Consider the following 16,313-nt stretch of genomic DNA (forward strand, 5'->3'; position numbering starts at 1 on the left):
GAATGTAGCGCAGCCTGGTAGCGCACTTGCATGGGGTGCAAGGGGTCGCGAGTTCGAATCCCGCCATTCCGACCAATCTAAAAGGGCTCCTAACTGTAAAGTTAGGAGCCCTTTTTCTATCCAGATCGCATGATGTCGTACGACTCTTCAGGGCGATGGCTCGAAGAGAGATGGAAGTGCTGTCTCAACCTCTGCTGTCGCACTCCTAGCCCTTGCGGGAACGAAAAAGCAGCCACAGCAGATACACCCCACCCAGCAAGCCCGTCACCAGCCCAATAGGCAGATGCAGGCGCACCGGCGCCCACTGGCTGAGCAGGTCGGCCGCCAGCAGCAGTACGGCGCCCATGGCAGCGGCCGTGAACAGAGGTACATCAGGTGACAGGCCCAGGCGCCTGGCCACCTGGGGCGCTGCCAGCGCTATGAACGCGATGGGCCCGGCCGCCGCCGTGGCGATGGCCGTCAGGGCAACGGCGCACATCACCATGATCAGCCGGGTGCGCGCTACGTTGACGCCGAGCTGGGTGGCGGCGTCATCGCCCAGTTCCAGAAGGTTGATGCGGCGGGCACACAGCAGCACGACCGGCACGATGGCGACGAAGCTGAATGCGGCTGGCACGACATGCGCCCAGGTCCGCGCACTGAGCGAGCCGGCCAGCCAGCGCTGTGCGGAGACGGCCCGGTCCAGATCGCCCATGACCAGCAGGATGGTGTTCAGGCCCGAGAGCGTGGCCCCCACGCCTATGCCCACCAGCACCAGCCGGTAGCCCCCTGCCACGCGCCGGCCGCTGGACAGCGCGAGCGCCACCGCCGCCGTGGCCATGCCTGACAGCACGGCGGCCAGCGATATCCACAGTGGCCCGGCATCGCCCAGTACGATCAGCGCAATTGCCCCGCTGGCTGCGCCCGTGGTGAAGCCGATCACGTCCGGCGAGCCCAGCGCATTGCGGGAGACGGACTGGAAGATGGCACCGGCCATGCCCAGCGCCGCACCCACGAAGACCGCCGTGAGCACGCGCGGCAGCCGCACGCGCAGAACCACGCGCTCGGCGGCGGGGTTGGTGCCCGCGCCCAGCAGACTGTCCAGCACCTCGGTCGGACTCAGCGACAGGGTTCCCGTGCCCAGCAGCAACACACCCAGCATCAGGGTCAGCACGACCAGTGCCATGCCCACGGCCAGCGGCCTTGGCCGCCAGCGGAACGAATATGGGCCCCAGCGCAGTACCGAAGTCTTCACGGACGCCTTCATAGCCTGCTCAACCGGTATCTGCACGCCACCCAGACAAAGAACGGCCCGCCGATCAGGCAGGCGACGATGCCCGCAGCCACTTCGGCAGGCGCTGCGACGACGCGGCCGAGCACGTCGGCACCCAGCAGCAGCACTGCAGCGTAGAGCGCGGACAGCGGCAGGATCCAGCGGTAGTCGGGCCCGGACGAGAGGCGGGCCAGATGCGGGGCCACCAGGCCGACGAAGGCGATAGGACCCACGGCTGCCGTGGCTGCACCGGCCAGCAGCATGACCGCCAGGCAGGCCAGTTGAGCGGTGGCGCGGACATTGACGCCCAGCGCCAGGCCCAGGTCATGGCCCAGCGCCATGGCGTTGAGCTGGCCGACAATGGCCCAGGCCGCCGCCAGCCCCGCCGCCACGGCGGCCACCAGCACGGCGGCGCCGGCGTAGCCGCTGCCCTCCAGTGAACCGGCCGCCCAGTGTCGGAAGCCGTCAAAGACTTCCGGGGGCGCATTGAGCAGGATGATGCCCGCGCTGGAGGTGAGCATGACGGACAGGCCGGCCCCGGCCAGCACCAGGCGCACCGGGTGCGTGCCCGCCCCCCGGGACTGACCGAACGCGAAGACGGCCGCGCCGGCCAGCCCCGCTCCCGCAAAGGCGCACCAGACATACTGGGCCACGGTTGTCAGGTCGAAGGCCGTCATGCCGATCAGCACGGCCAGGGCTGCGCCGGCATTGACACCCAGCAGGCCCGGCTCGGCCAGGGGATTGCGGGTCACGGCCTGCATGAGCGCGCCAGCAACGCCCAGGGCCATGCCGGCCAGGATGGCAACCACGGTACGCGGCACGCGCAGCAGGCTGACGACCAGGTGCCGGTCATCGCCCAGGTCGGGCGCGCGCAGCGCGGCGAGGATATCGGCCAGCGCGATGTCGCGCGAGCCCACGGTGATACTGAGCACGGCGACGATACCCAGCGCCAGCGTGCCGCTCGCCAGGCCCAGGCTGCGCCTGCGGCGCAGGTGCGAGTGTGGTGCGGGCCGAGCTACCGCGCTCTGGAGCAATGCGCGCATGGCTCAGTGGAAATGGCTGGCCACGGCATCGACCATCTGTTGCCCGGAGTAGTAGTCGATGCGAAACGATGTCGGCCCCAGCGCATAGACGCGCCGGCCGGCGACGGCGGGAAGGTTGGCCAGCAGCGGATCGGCCAGGAAGGCCTGGACATCGCTTTGCGAGGCGCCCAGCAGAAAGACGGCATCCCCGGTGATGGCGGCCGACAGGTTTTCGCGGGAAATGAATTCAAAGTCCGAGGAACGCGTCACCTGAGCGGCCAGCGTGGGCGGAAGGCCTTCCACCTTGAAGCCCAGCGCGGCCAGCAGTCGTGCATGCGGGCTGGCGGCTCGGCCTATTGAGTAGCTGCCGGCCAGGTTGTAGGCGACGATGCTGACCGGCTTGGCGGGAGGCGTGATGGATGCGGCGGCCTGGGCGACGTGGGCATCGAAGCGGGCAATCGCCGCCGCAGCCTCCTTCGTGCGACCGGTGATGCTGCCCAACTGCGTGGCGATGTCCTGCCAGGACTGGCTGGAGTAGTCGGCCACGACCATGGGAACGCCCTGGGCCTGCAGCTCGGAACGGTGCTGGGCCACGCTGTCGGCGCCGGTGGCAGAGGCCACCAGCAGATCAGGGTTGGCGCCCAGGACGGCCTCAATGTCGAACTGCAGGTTGCGGTAGAGCACCTGTACGCCACGCTCGTCGGCAACGTGGGCCCATTGCGAGAAAAAGCCCTTGTCATCGGTCAACCGGCTGGGCGTGGTGGCTGCGGTTGCCGCCACGGGGGCATCGATGGCCAACAGGATGCCCGTCACGCTGGGCGAGGTGGACACGATGCGCTGCGGTAGAGAGGCCTGCTGCGTGGCGCCGGCCTCGTGGACGGCGTTGCGCTGCATGAGCGCGATACCGGCCAGCACGGACAGTGCCGCAGCCGCCCCCAGGGCGGTAAGTTTTAGTCTGTTCATATCGATCTGACCGTGACAGAGCCGAGTGCATCCAGGTTCTTCAGGGTATTCCTCATTGTAGAATGCATTCCGAATTTGTAGTGCCTAAGAACCTATTGCTTGTGGGGCATGACCGGCCATGACATATCGACTGAGTGCTGATGCAGTGACGCTGCGCTACGGGGAGCGCACCATTTCGCAGGGCCTGTCCCTTGCTGTTCCCGATGGCTCCTTTTCCGTCATCGTGGGGCCGAACGCCTGCGGCAAGTCCACCCTGCTGCGCGCGCTGTCCCGCCTGCTGGCACCGGCCATAGGGAGGGTCATCCTGGATGGCAGGCATATCGCGCAATGGCCTGCCAAGGAGGTCGCGCGGCGCCTGGGATTGCTGCCGCAAAGCGCGATCGCGCCCGAGGGCATCACGGTGGCAGACCTGGTGGCGCGTGGGCGCTACCCCCACCAGTCTTTCCTGAAGCAGTGGACGGATGTCGACGAGCAGGCGGTGGCCGAGGCCATGCAGGCCACTGATGTGATGGCCCTTTCGGACCGGCTTCTGGACGAGTTGTCAGGCGGGCAGCGCCAACGTGTGTGGATTGCGATGGTGCTGGCGCAGCAGACGCCCATCCTGTTGCTGGACGAGCCCACGACGTTTCTGGACATTGCACACCAGATCGAGTTGCTGGAGCTGCTGGCGGACATCAACCGGGCCGGCCGCACCGTGATTGCGGTGCTGCACGATCTCAACCAGGCCTGCCGCTACGCCTCACACCTGATCGCCATGCGCGACGGGCGCATCGCCGCACAGGGCAAGCCCGGAGCGATCTTTACCGAGCAATTGGTCGAGGAGGTGTTCGGCCTGTCATCGGTGATCATTCCTGACCCTGTGACCGGGACTCCTCTGGTGGTGCCAAGAGGGCGCAAGGCGGTGCATGCCATGGAAGGCTGAAGCGCCTGGGTATCTTCCTGCGCGTCGCTTCTAGGGAGAGTCTGAGCCAAAGGCTCGTCCGCCTGTGGCCTGGTTGATCAGGCTGGCTTCGCGCAGCAGCGCATGCCTGTCGTCGGGCGACTTGAGCTGGCCCAGGTCAGAGACAGTGGTGACCGCGCAGGCGATCTCATGCTGTGCGTCGAACACCGGTGCTGCCTGGCCCGTGACGTTGGACAGAAGGTGGCTGGTCAATTCGGACCAGCAGCGCTCGTGCACTTCATCGAGCACGGCCTTGGTCGGTGGCTTGCCGCGGAAATGGGCGGGTTGCTGGCGGCGCGCGGCGTCGATGGTGGCCTTGGGCAGGAAGGCCTGGAACACCAGACCGCAGGCGGTGTTGTCTATGGGAAGGATGTCGCCAAGCGCCAGCGGATTGATAGAGAAGTAGGCGCTTCGGTACCAGCGCACCAGGGTCGGCCCGCGGTCGGTCCAGATGGCCACGCCGCCGCTGAGCGCGTGCTGGTGTGTCAGCGACTTCATATGCTGCGCAGCAATTTCCACCGCATCCACGCGCTTGAGCGCGCCAATGCCGATGCTCAGTGCCGCGCTGCCCAGGTCGTAGAGGCCGCTGGCCGGGTCCTGTCTTGCCAGACCTTCCTTGACCAGGCTTTGCAGGTAGCGGTGGGCCGTGGAGCCCCCCGTTCCGGTACGCCTTGCCACCTCGCCAAGCGCCAGCTCGCTTTCGGCATTGGCCAGGACCATGAGGAAGCGGGCGGCGATCGAGACCGACTGGATGGTGCCGGAGCGTTTCTCCCCGGCGGTTGTCTGAGGTGTTGTTGTTTTCAAAGGCTCGGCTTCCTTGCCTGTACTTGGAGCATCGCAGGTGGGCGCCCGGGCGCCGCTGGTCTCGATGATACCGGCTCCTTTCGGGTGGAAGGCCCCCCCCGGTACGCATACATCTTTTCAGTGTTGTTCTTGTTTTCCGCAGATGGGAATGAATTCCTAATGGTGGAATTTCCATGCATCATGCTGTAACATAAAAACAAGAATCATTCTCATTAAAGGAAGATGCCGTGAAACTGTGTTTGCATCGCAGGCTCCCCTCCCGGGCGGGCGCTGTCGTACTCTCTACCTTGATGGCGCCAGCCGGAGTCTTTGCGCAGGGTGTGTCGGGCTCCGAGGAGGAAACCGCCACGCTTGACGTGGTCGTGGTCAGCGGTGAAAAGGTCAGGCGAGAACTCAAGGACACGGCATCCTCCGTGTCGGTCAAGTCTGGCAAGGACATCGAGAAGGAGGAGAGCGGCAATGCCTCGGTCCACGAGGTGCTGCATGACGTGCCCAACGTGGTCTACACCGACACGGTGGGTGCACCCATCATCCGCGGGCAGGACACGCAGGGCCCCAACAACGGGCAGAACGTCTTCTGGGGCGGTACGGTACCGCGCGCCACCATCAACCTCGATGGCCATTACCTCAATTACAACGAGATGTTCTTCGGCGCGACCTCGGTCTGGGATGTGGAGAGCATCGAGGTGTTCCGCGGTCCCCAGACCACCTCGCAGGGCGCGAATGCCATAGCGGGCGCGATCATCGTCAATACCAAGGATCCGAGCTTCAAGCCCGAGGCGGCCTACCAGCTGGAGGCCGGCAACTACAACTCGCGCCGCGCCTCCATCGCCGTCTCCGGCCCAGTGGGCGAGGAGCTGGCCGCGCGGCTTGCCGTGGACTATGCGGGGCGCGACACCTTTATCGACTACAACAATCCGCGGTTCCAGCAGGGCCAGGCCAACCAGGATTTCCGTGCGCTCAACGCGCGCCTGAAACTCCTGTGGCTGCCAAACAGCATTCCCGGCCTGGAAGCCAAATTCACCTACTCGCACAATGACAGCAACCGCCCGACCCAGGAGGCCGCTTCAGCACCGTTCAGCGGGCTCAAGCACTGGACGACGACCATGCCCGGCTGGAAGCAAAAGACCGATACCGGCATTTTCGACCTGAGCTACGAACTGGGCAACGGCATGCGGCTGGTCAACCAGGCCCAGTATTCGCGCTCGTCCGTGCAGCGCTACACCGGCATTTCCGGCGAGGGTGATGCCGATATCCGCCAGAATAATTTTTCCAACGAATTCCGCGCCCTCGTGGGCAACGAAAAAGATCGCCTGAGCGGCTTCGGCGGCATCTATTACGCCCGTACCAGCACTGACGAAAGCCTGCTGCTGCGCGGCCTGTCCGCCTTCGATGACACGAAAAAGAACCTGGGTGTCTTCGGCGAGCTGAACTTGCGCCTGACCGATCGCTGGACCCTGAGCAGCGGGCTGCGCTACCAGCAGGACGAGGTGGTGCGCAACGGCAGCTCGGTGCTGGCGCCCACCCCCCTGGGTTACACCAAGACCTTCTCGGCCCTGTTGCCCAAGGTCTCGTTGGCCTATGCAGCCACGCCACGCTGGACGGTGGGTGCCTTGGTCAGCCGTGGCTACAACCCGGGCGGCGTCTCGCTGAACCTCACCAGCCGGCAATGGGCCTACTTCAAGAAGGAGTCGATCTGGAATTACGAGCTGTTCAGCCGCACCAGCCTGTTCGATGACAGGCTGATGCTCAACACCAATCTGTTCTACATGGACATGCGGGATGCGCAGTACAACATCCCGGTGGTGATCTCGCCGGGCGTGGCTCAGTCCTACACAATCAACGCCGAGAAGGCCCATGCCTACGGCTTTGAGCTGGGCGCCGACTACCGCGCACTGGACAATCTGAGGATCAAGGCCGGCGCCGGCGTGCTGCGCACGAGGATCGAGGAGATGAGCAGCAACCCCGGCTACGAGCACAACCGCTTCGCCCGCTCGCCCGGCTACACCGTCAGCGTCGGTGTGAGCTGGGATGCCACTCCCCGGTTCAATGTCTCGGCTCAGGTGCGCCACCTGGACGGCTACTACTCCGATACAGCCAACACCCGTGCCTATGTGGTTGGCTCCAACACCATCACAGACCTGCGCATGAGCTACGCGTACAACGCGCACGTGCAGCTGTACGGCTACATCAAGAACGTCTTCGACAGGCGGGCACCCACTTACCTGCAGCAAAACCGCGGCATCGGCGGCATCGAGGCCAGCATGACGGCGCCACGCATGATCGGCGTGGGCGTACGCGGAACGTTCTAAGAGGGGAAGGATGCAAGCATGACAAAGCGCAAACCACTGCACATCGGCCTTTCGCTGGCCCCCACCTGGCTGAGCGGCGATGCCTGGAGGCGGCCCGGCAGCAATATCGAAGGGCTGTACTCCAGCGACTTTGCCCTTGACCTGGCCCGGCGCGCCGAGGCCGCGCACCTGGACTTCGTTTTCCGGCCCGACGTGAGCTTTCTGCCCATGGAGGTTCTGGAGACGGGCGCCAGCTTCGCCAGCCTGGACCCCACGGTATTGATGGCCGCGCTTGCGCGCGAGACTTCGCGCATCGGCCTGGTGTCCACGGTATCGACCACGTTTTTCCCGCCCTATGCGGTCGCGCGCCAGCTCCAGTCGCTGCACTGGATCAGCAGGGGCCGCGCTGGCTGGAACATCGTCACCGCCTTGCAGGGCCACGAGAATTTCGGACTGCAGGCCATGCCCGACGCCGACGAACGCTATGCACGGGCTGCCGAGTTCACAGGGGTGGTGCGCCGGCTGTGGGACAGCTTTCCCAACGAGGCCTTGAAGATCGACCGGGGCAGCGGCCGCTATGCCGATGCTTCACTGGTGCGCCCCATAGACCACGAGGGGCCGCATCTGAAGGTGCGTGGCCCCCTGAACCTGCCCGCCTTTGGTGGCCCGCGAATTCCGCTGGTTCAGGCAGGCGCATCCAGCACCGGGCGCGATTTTGCGGCGTCCGTGGCCGACATCGTCTTCGCGCCCACGCCCGACCTCGACGCGGCGCTGGAACTGCGCCGGGACCTGTCCGTGCGCGCGCAGCGCCATGGCCGCCAGGCCCAGGATGTGCGCCTGCTGCCCGGCCTGAGCCTGTACCTGGCCGACAGCCGCGAACAGGCGCGGGAGATGTTCAGGCAGACCCATGGCCGCGTGGACCGGGACCGCAAGCTGGCCTCGATCAAGGCCATGATCGGCCTGGACCTCACGGACTGGCCTGCTGACCGACCGATTACCGGAGCTGACCTGCCGGTGCCTGTGGCGACGCCCTCCAGCCGCACGCATGCGGGCCTGCTCAGGCGCCTGATCGAGCGCGAGTCACTGCGGATCGACGAGTTGCTGCTGCGGCCGGAGATCCTCTCGGCTGCGCACTGGCAGGTGGTCGGCACGGTGGACGATGCCGTCGAGCAGATCGTCGAATGGAGCGCCGCCGGCGCCATCGACGGCTTTCTGGCCGCGCCCGGCGGCTCCGTCGAGTCCCTGCATTGCGTGCTGGAGCAGTTGGTGCCCCGCCTGGTGGAAGCCGGCCTGTTCCGCTCCCGCTACACAGGCACCACGTTCATGGAGCACCTTGAAGAGTCGCGTCAGGAGCGTGTTCATGCTGCAGCCTACCCATCTGCTCGCTCGTAGCGGCGATCACGCAGCTTCGTTGCCGCAGTCACGCCCGTCATTGGCCGCAATACTCTGTGGGTCAAACCCTCCCTGGGCATGCAGTTCGAGTCGGCTGCCTGTGGATCAGGACATTCTTTGTTACGTTGGCGCTTGCCAATGAGATACGGAGAGAAAGCATGGCGAGAGCATTGCTGTGCTTGGGAGTCACACCAGCGCAGCCCGCCAATGCCGCGGCGGCCGCTGATGCGCTGCGCTACCGCGTGAAGGCGCAGCACTTGACGTCGATCAGCTGGTGACTCGGTTTTCTGCTGCCCTTGATGTTGATCATCGTGCGGCCTTGGCGTTTTATGTTCATCGGCGCAGGCGCGCAACTTTTCCCGGATGTGCTGTCACCTTCCCAGCCCCTGGCTGACACCTGCGTGTAGGCCATCGGGATATTGCTGGCGTCGCTGGCTTCCATGTGCTTGCACAGGCACTCGCCCGCAACGGGCTCATGTACCAGTGCTTGTCTTGGTGTCCCCAGGCGGCCTTGTCCAGCCTGCCCACATTGTCGCCCGGCCCACGCGGGTCGGCCTGGTTGCTTCCGCGCCGGTTCCCTGCGAGACAGGCTCCAGCATGTCGATGCACGCGACCGATGCCGTGGCCAGAGTAGGCATTGTTGGGGCAGACACTTGCCCTAGCTGTTTGTCTTTCCTGCTCTGTGGCGTGTGTTGTCCAGAACCAAGAATTGGCGGCAGCATTTGCCTGCACACGCTTCGTGGAACGGTGCTGTGAGCTGCTCTAAACCTACGGCTCCGGCCTGAGCCACAGCCAGAGCAATACGCAGGCCATGATGCTCAGCGTCATGGCCGTGAGCCATGGCTTGTACGAGAAATACAAAATCAGCAGGCTGCTGGCGCCCATGCTGACGGTTGCCGTCCATTTGGCACGGCGGCTGACCTTGCCGCCAGTGTCCCAGTTGTGCAGCAGCGGGCCGAACACACGGTGAGCATAGAGCCAGCGATGCAGTCTGGGTGAGCTGCGCACAGCCGCCCAGGCGGCCATCAATATGAATACCGTGGTGGGCATGCCGGGAACCACGGCGCCTATCAGCCCCAATATCACGCAAACCAGCGCAAAGGCAATGAGCAGATAGCGCAGCGGCGCGGAAAGCTGCTTGGATTCCAGGTGCGGTTCTTGGCGAGGGGTTTCGGGCGGTGGTGGCAGATCGTTCATGAGGCAGAAGGTGGGCCGCAGAAGCTGGTGAAGCTGCAGCCTGGCACGGCTCCCATATTAGTCAGCATTGCAGACCGCTCGGGCTTTGTGGCTGCGATGCTGGCGGTATTTGTCACGTCCTTGTCCCTGCTTGCGTGGAGTGAAACCGCATAATCGGTGCGCATGGCCTGGCGACCGATTGGCGACCAGCATGGAATTGATTCAAGGAGCAAGACAATGACCCCCACCCCGAGCGCCGATATGTCCGATGTGATTGCCGAAGTCCGTGGCAAGCTGGGCATGATTACGCTCAACCGGCCCAAGGCGCTCAACGCGCTGTCTCTGGGCATGGTGCGCGATCTGCTGGGTACTTTGCTGGCCTGGCAAAAAGACGACTCGATTCTGGGCGTGGCCATTCGTGGCAGCAACAAGGAAGGGGTGTTCGGGGCGTTCTGCGCCGGTGGCGACATTCGTTTCCTGCACGCGGCCGGCAGCAGCGGCAATCCGCAGCTCGAAGATTTCTTCACCGAGGAATATGCGCTCAACCATCTGATTCACAGCTTTGGCAAGCCCTATATCGCTTTCATGGATGGCATCGTCATGGGCGGCGGCATGGGCATCAGCCAGGGTGGCTCGCTGCGTATCGTGACCGAGCGCACCAAGATGGCAATGCCCGAGACGGCCATTGGCCTGTTCCCCGATGTGGGGGGCGGCTATTTCCTCTCGCGCTGCCCCGGTGCCGTGGGCGAATGGCTGGCCTTGACCGGCGACACCATAGGCGCGGGCGATGCCCTGGCTTTTGGTCTGGCCGATGGCTGCATTCCTGCCGAACAGCAGGCAGGGCTGTGGGAGACCCTGGCAACCACGGATTTTGCCAATGTGGAGGCGCTCAATGCCGTGGTACGCTCCCGCTTTGTGAGCGCCGAGCCCAAGACAACCGCTCACCGCGCGGAAATCGATGCCTGTTTTTCTCAACCCACGGTGGCTGCGGTTGTGCAGGCCTTGCAGGCTGGCAGCGACTGGGCCCAGGCCGAAGCTGCCACGCTGCGCAAGCGCTCGCCCCTGATGCTGCATGTGGTGCTGGAGCAGATCCGCCGCGCGCGCCAGATGGGTCTGGCCGAAGATCTGCGCATGGAGCGCGATATGGTGCGCCACTGCTTTTATCTGCGCCCGGGTCGCAGCGAGACCGTGGAAGGCGTCCGCGCACTGGCGGTGGACAAGGATCACAGCCCGCGCTGGAATCCCGCCAGCATCGAAGAGGTGAGCGATTCCGAGTGGCGTGCGTTCTTTGACAGCCCATGGCCTGCGCACTCGCACCCGCTGGCGGCGCTGAAGGACTGATTGAAGTCCTCATTCAAAAAGCCCGGCAGGTTTGTGGCCTGCCGGGCTTTGTTTTTGATAGCCATCAGCGCTTTGAACGTAAGCGTCTGAGGGGATTCGAGTATTAATTCAGGATGACGGCCGCGGATGTTTGTCAGAGCCTGAGTCTGAAAGACGCGCAAGCGCCTGCGCCAGCAGCGCTATCGAGCGTGGGGCACATCCCTCGGCATCGTTGCTGATGGTCACAAAAGCGGGTTGACCGGCACCGGTGATGCCGGCAATCGTGCGGGCCAGCCGCTCCCGGGTATGCAGATCCTCGCTGAGGATCTCGTTGAACGGCTGGTGCTTCTTCTGGGCATCGGCATAGCCGTAGGCGCCAAAGATACGATTCAGATTCCAGCGGCACACCAGCGGCCCGGGCCATAGCGCACGCAGCATGTCGAGTTGCGCCTCGATGGGCGGCATCTTGCCGTGCAGGCCCAGGCAATAGGTCGCGCCATGGGTCTTGAGTGTCTGGGGCAGCGCCGGGGTCAGCAGCTCGGGGTCTCTGACCTCCACGGCCACGACGACTTGCGGATGTGCTCGTAGCGCCTGCCTTACGGCGCACAGCAGCAGGCCCAGCTTGTCCATTAGCAGGCCGGGGCGGCTGAGCAGACTCCAGGGCAGGGGGCTGAGCTGAAAGACCAGAACGCCCAGCTTGCTGCCCAGCCCTTCGAGAGTAGGCTGCACAAAATGCTCTATGGCCAGGTTGGGGTCGAGAAACGCCGGGTTGCTCTCGCGCGGCTTGCCTTCCTCGCTGCGTACCTGGGCATCGGTGATACCGGCCGGGCATTTGACGACAAAGCGAAAGTCAGCATCGACCTGAGCAGCAAATGCGGCATATTGGCTGGCCGTCAGCGGTCGCCAGAAGGTACGGTCGACACAGACGGTGCGCAGCAGCGGGTGCTGGTGATAGGCCGTCAGACCTTTTTTGGCCAGCACGCTGCTGTCGTACGCACCGTCCCAGACCAGGCCTTCCCAGCCCGGGTAGGACCAGGTCGAGACGCCCATGCGCAGCAGGGGAGGCAGTTGCGCGGCCAGGTCCTGGTACTGCGCAGCTGCAGGGGCCAGAGAAATAGCGCCGCGCCTGGGTTTGCGTTCAACTGTGTCATCGGCCTGCGGCACTTCTTCAGTCCGAGCCTTACCGGTACCGTCTCCGGGTGGAGGCAGCTCATCGGCAAAAAAATCGTCCTGGAAGGTATCGGGCATGTCGCAATAATTTTAATGAAATTGGCCTTCCGTGCATGCTCATCAAGGGAAAGCAGCTATGGAAAGCATAGTTTTTAAGGTTTGCTTGCACTTATGCTGGATATCGAGGGCAGTCTGGCGGCATGCCTATGGCAAACTCATTGGCTTCCTGTGTTGAACGCCGTGGGGCGAATATCGAATGCAAAAAATCATTGGTCAGATTGCTCAAGAACTGAATGTCAAGCCGCAGCAGGTGAGCGCGGCTGTGGAGTTGCTCGATGGCGGCGCCACGGTTCCGTTTGTGGCCCGCTACCGCAAGGAGGCCACGGGCGGTCTGGACGATACGCAACTGCGCACGCTGGACGAGCGCCTGACCTATCTGCGCGAGCTGGACGACCGCCGTGAGACGGTGCTCAAGGCCATTGACGAGCAGGGCAAGCTGACCGATGCGCTGCGCCTGGCGATTGCCAGTGCGCCGACCAAGCAGGAGCTGGAGGACATTTACCTGCCCTTCAAGCAAAAGCGCCGTACCAAGGGCCAGATTGCCAAGGAATTCGGCATCGAGCCGCTGGCCGACAAGCTGTTTGCCGACCCCACACTGGATCCGCACAAGGAAGCCGAGGCTTTCTGCAAGCCAGCGACGACCCTGGACGATGGCAAGCCCGGCCCCGACTTCAGCACCACCTTTGCCGTGCTGGACGGCGTACGCGACATCCTGTCCGAGCGCTGGGCCGAAGACCCGGCACTGGTGCAGAAGCTGCGCGAATGGCTGTGGGATGAAGGCCTGCTCAAGTCCAAGAAGGTCGAGAGCAAGAACGAGAACGACCCCGAAATCGCCAAGTTTCGCGACTACTTCGAGTACGACGAGCCGATTGGGCGCGTGCCCTCGCACCGGGCCCTGGCCGTGTTCCGCGGCCGTGCGCTGGAGGTTCTCGAAGCCAAGCTGGTGCAACCGGTCGAGCCTGAACCGGGCCAACCCAGCCTTGCTGAGGGCAAGATTGCGCTTCACCTGGGCTGGAGCCATGCCAAGCGCGCCGCTGACGATCTGATTCGTAAATGCGTTGCCTGGACATGGCGCGTGAAGCTGAGCCTGTCCACCGAGCGCGACCTGTTCAGCCGCCTGCGCGAAGATGCCGAGAAGGTGGCCATCAAGGTGTTTGGCGACAATCTGCGTGACCTGCTGCTGGCGGCGCCTGCCGGCCAGCGTGCCGTGATCGGCCTGGACCCCGGCATTCGCACCGGCGTCAAGGTGGCCGTGGTGGACAGCACCGGCAAGCTGGTGGACACGACCACCATCTACCCCCACGAGCCGCGCCGCGACTGGGATGGCTCGCTGGCCGTGCTCGCCCGTCTGGTGGAAAAGCACGATATCAATCTGATCGCCATCGGCAACGGCACGGCCAGCCGCGAGACGGACAAGCTGGCTGCGGACCTGATCAAGATCGCGTCCAAGGCCGACAAGAAAATCGACAAGGTGGTGGTGAGCGAGGCAGGTGCCTCGGTCTATTCGGCCAGCGAGTTTGCGGCGCAGGAAATGCCCGATATCGATGTGAGCCTGCGTGGTGCGGCATCGATTGCCCGCCGCCTGCAGGATCCGCTGGCCGAGTTGGTCAAGATCGACCCCAAGAGCATTGGCGTGGGACAGTACCAGCACGATGTGAACCAGAGCGAGCTGGCGCGCCAGCTGGATGCAGTGGTCGAGGATTGCGTGAACTCCGTGGGTGTGGACTTGAACACTGCTTCGGCCCCGCTGCTGACGCGCGTCTCAGGCCTGTCGGGTTCGGTCGCCAAGTCGGTCGTGCGCTGGCGCGATGCCAATGGCTCGTTCAAGAACCGCAAGCAACTGATGGAAGTGGCCGGTCTGGGAGCCAAGACTTTCGAGCAGGCCGCAGGCTTTCTGCGCATTCGCGGTGGCGACAATCCGCTCGATATGACAGGCGTTCACCCCGAAACCTATCCCGTGGTGGAGCAGATCATTGTCTCTACCGGCAAGCCCGTGGACCAGATCATGGGTCGTGGCGAGGTGCTCAAGTCTCTGAAGCCTGAGCAGTTTGCCAATGACAAATTTGGTGCTGTGACCATCAAGGATATTCTTGGCGAGCTGGAGAAGCCCGGCCGTGACCCGCGCCCCGACTTTGTCGTCGCCCGCTTCAATGATGGCGTGGAAGACATCAAGGATCTGAAGGAAGGCATGACGCTGGAGGGCACAGTCAGCAACGTGGCCCAGTTCGGCGCGTTTGTGGACTTGGGCGTGCATCAGGACGGGCTGGTGCACGTGAGCCAGATGAGTCACAAGTTCATCGAAGATGCGCGTGAAGTGGTAAAGACCGGCCAGATCGTCAAGGTCAAGGTGCTGGAGGTCGATGTGGACCGCAAGCGCATCAGCCTGACCATGAAGCTGGACGCAGCGCCTGCGCGCCGAGACGGCCCGCGCGACAACCGCTTTGAAGGCGCTGGTCGTGGCAACAGTTACGGCGCCGGCAACCGTGGTGGCTATGCGCAACCCCAGCGTGGCAGCCAGCCCACACAGCAAAACGCCATGGCATCAGCCTTTGCGAAGTTGCAGGGATTAAAGAAATAATCTCCTACCGGGCCGCCACTTAATTCATATTACAGGCGGCCTTTTTTGTGGGAGCACATCAATGCGCAAAGCGAGAGGGCGGGTGATACTACCGGCCATAGGGGTGGCAATCTTGGTGGTCTTTATTGGCACCAAGATGGCATCGCGCGGCTGGATATCGTTGGACAGAATCAAAGACAAGGCCCATGCCCAGCAGCCTGCAGCCTTGGTCTGGCCACCAGCCCTGGCGCCAGAGAGCGATGACTTTTGTCATACCGTCAAGCTCAATCTTGCCCAGGTTGACAAGGCCCAGGAAGAGGGCATCAACATAGATCAGCAGCGGCGCTGCATCACACGTGCAGCGATGGCAGAGCATGAGGTGGCCAAAGTGCGTCACGCTGCCGCTCGCAAGCTGCACGAGAGCCAGCGCGCGGAGCAGGGGCAGATCGAGCAGGTGGTGGATCAACAGATCGCTTCTGGCGAAATCGCTCTGCAAAACCTGATGCAGGCTCGCGCAGGCAAGACAACACAGATTGCGACAGCCTTGTTGCCGGCGGCCCATAAGCCTATCCAGCCGATGCCGACACCGCCTTCTCAGCTGTTTGTTCCCATGAGCTATCGGAGCGGGGATCTGAAACTCAATGCCTTTGTCACCCCGGACCCCAGAGATGGAAGGAAGCAGCCTTTGATGGTCTGGCTAACGGGGGGAGATACCAATAGCCTGGACGATTTCTGGAGTGAAGGGCCAGCCGCCAATGATCAAAGCGCCAGCGCTTTTCGCAAGGCTGGCATGGCGATGCTGTTTCCCACATTGCGCGGCGGCAATGACAATCCCGGCCAGCGTGAGTATTTCTGGGGGGAGGTGCAGGATGTGGCTGCAGCCATCCTGCAGGCCGCACAGCTGTCTTATGTCGACCCGGCACGCATCTATCTCGGTGGGCACAGTACCGGCGCCACGCTGGCTTTGCTGACGGCGACGGCAGGCTTGCCCGTTCAGGGGGTGTTCGCGTTTGGTCCGGTGGACGAGATCGGCGGCTATGGCTGGCCCGTGAAATGGGGCTTGATCTCGGCGGATGAAAAGCGCTTGCGTTCGCCCGTCTACTGGCTGCATGCCATAAAGAGCCCGACGTGGATCATCGAGGGCAGCAAGAGCCCCGGCAATATCAACAGTCTTGACAATATGTGCGCCGCACGAAAATCGAATCAGCTGCACTGTGTCTCGGTTCAGGGGGCTGATCACTTTTCCGTGTTACAACCCCTGACACGCAAGCTTGCCAGCCAGCTGGTCATGGGCCAGCCAGTGCAACTGAATCGAGATGAAAAGCTCTGACCTTCCTATGGGCCCACTCGTGTTCATTTCGTGGTG

The 16,313-nt window shown here is 63.6% G+C and carries 13 protein-coding genes; 6 read left to right on the forward strand and 7 right to left on the reverse strand.

All coding sequences use genetic code 11. The features are described from left to right. Positions 1–205: 205 nt before the first annotated feature. From ACWGXF_RS20350 to fepB, 3 genes are read right to left on the reverse strand one after another with little or no spacing between them, the layout of a single operon-like run. Positions 206–1,246 (reverse strand): FecCD family ABC transporter permease, encoded by a 1,041-nt coding sequence (locus tag ACWGXF_RS20350; protein WP_054075345.1) that lies wholly within the window; start codon positions 1,244–1,246, stop codon positions 206–208. Continuing rightward, the gene (locus ACWGXF_RS20355; RefSeq protein WP_039050908.1) at positions 1,243–2,295 is read right to left on the reverse strand and encodes a FecCD family ABC transporter permease; all 1,053 of its coding nucleotides are present in this window, start codon (positions 2,293–2,295) and stop codon (positions 1,243–1,245) included. Before ACWGXF_RS20355 ends, ACWGXF_RS20350 begins: the two co-directional genes overlap by 4 nt. A gap of 3 nt (positions 2,296–2,298) precedes the next feature. Continuing rightward, positions 2,299–3,237 (reverse strand): Fe2+-enterobactin ABC transporter substrate-binding protein, encoded by a 939-nt coding sequence (gene fepB / locus ACWGXF_RS20360; protein WP_452102406.1) that lies wholly within the window; start codon positions 3,235–3,237, stop codon positions 2,299–2,301. A 118-nt stretch (positions 3,238–3,355) separates the two neighbouring features. On the opposite strand from fepB, the gene ACWGXF_RS20365 reads away from it, so the two are divergent. Continuing rightward, complete coding sequence (locus ACWGXF_RS20365) at positions 3,356–4,159, forward strand: ABC transporter ATP-binding protein (RefSeq protein WP_087864594.1); 804 nt, start codon at positions 3,356–3,358, stop codon at positions 4,157–4,159. 30 nt (positions 4,160–4,189) lie between these two features. On the opposite strand, the gene ACWGXF_RS20370 is transcribed toward ACWGXF_RS20365, so the two are convergent. Then, positions 4,190–4,981: an IclR family transcriptional regulator gene (locus ACWGXF_RS20370; RefSeq protein WP_452102407.1), complete on the reverse strand. Its 792-nt coding sequence runs from the start codon at positions 4,979–4,981 to the stop codon at positions 4,190–4,192. Positions 4,982–5,208: 227 nt separating this feature from the next. On the opposite strand from ACWGXF_RS20370, the gene ACWGXF_RS20375 reads away from it, so the two are divergent. After that, positions 5,209–7,293 (forward strand): TonB-dependent receptor, encoded by a 2,085-nt coding sequence (locus tag ACWGXF_RS20375; RefSeq protein WP_452102408.1) that lies wholly within the window; start codon positions 5,209–5,211, stop codon positions 7,291–7,293. An 18-nt stretch (positions 7,294–7,311) separates the two neighbouring features. Continuing rightward, a complete protein-coding gene (locus tag ACWGXF_RS20380; protein WP_452102409.1) occupies positions 7,312–8,664 on the forward strand; it encodes an NtaA/DmoA family FMN-dependent monooxygenase in 1,353 nt (450 codons plus the stop codon). 235 nt (positions 8,665–8,899) lie between these two features. Here ACWGXF_RS20380 and ACWGXF_RS20385 read toward each other — a convergent pair whose 3' ends face one another. Both ACWGXF_RS20385 and ACWGXF_RS20390 read right to left on the reverse strand, forming a co-directional pair. Next, a complete protein-coding gene (locus tag ACWGXF_RS20385; protein WP_039050912.1) occupies positions 8,900–9,106 on the reverse strand; it encodes a hypothetical protein in 207 nt (68 codons plus the stop codon). A 326-nt stretch (positions 9,107–9,432) separates the two neighbouring features. Beyond that, the gene (locus tag ACWGXF_RS20390) at positions 9,433–9,861 is read right to left on the reverse strand and encodes a YbaN family protein (RefSeq protein ID WP_452102410.1); all 429 of its coding nucleotides are present in this window, start codon (positions 9,859–9,861) and stop codon (positions 9,433–9,435) included. Positions 9,862–10,077: 216 nt separating this feature from the next. Between ACWGXF_RS20390 and ACWGXF_RS20395 the strand changes: the two genes are divergently transcribed. Then, entirely contained in the window at positions 10,078–11,181 is a 1,104-nt protein-coding gene (locus ACWGXF_RS20395; RefSeq protein WP_452102411.1) for an enoyl-CoA hydratase/isomerase family protein, read from the forward strand. 108 nt (positions 11,182–11,289) lie between these two features. Here ACWGXF_RS20395 and ACWGXF_RS20400 read toward each other — a convergent pair whose 3' ends face one another. Continuing rightward, the gene (locus ACWGXF_RS20400) at positions 11,290–12,408 is read right to left on the reverse strand and encodes a DUF72 domain-containing protein (RefSeq protein ID WP_452102412.1); all 1,119 of its coding nucleotides are present in this window, start codon (positions 12,406–12,408) and stop codon (positions 11,290–11,292) included. Between the two features lie 178 nt (positions 12,409–12,586). Here ACWGXF_RS20400 and ACWGXF_RS20405 point away from each other — a divergent pair, with 178 nt between their 5' ends. Together ACWGXF_RS20405 and ACWGXF_RS20410 are read left to right on the forward strand one after the other, a co-directional pair. Then, positions 12,587–14,968 (forward strand): Tex family protein, encoded by a 2,382-nt coding sequence (locus ACWGXF_RS20405; RefSeq protein WP_452102413.1) that lies wholly within the window; start codon positions 12,587–12,589, stop codon positions 14,966–14,968. Between the two features lie 343 nt (positions 14,969–15,311). Continuing rightward, positions 15,312–16,277: an alpha/beta hydrolase family protein gene (locus ACWGXF_RS20410; protein ID WP_452102414.1), complete on the forward strand. Its 966-nt coding sequence runs from the start codon at positions 15,312–15,314 to the stop codon at positions 16,275–16,277. Positions 16,278–16,313: the final 36 nt, after the last annotated feature.

It is taken from the genome of Comamonas sp. HJ-2 (assembly GCF_053615495.1).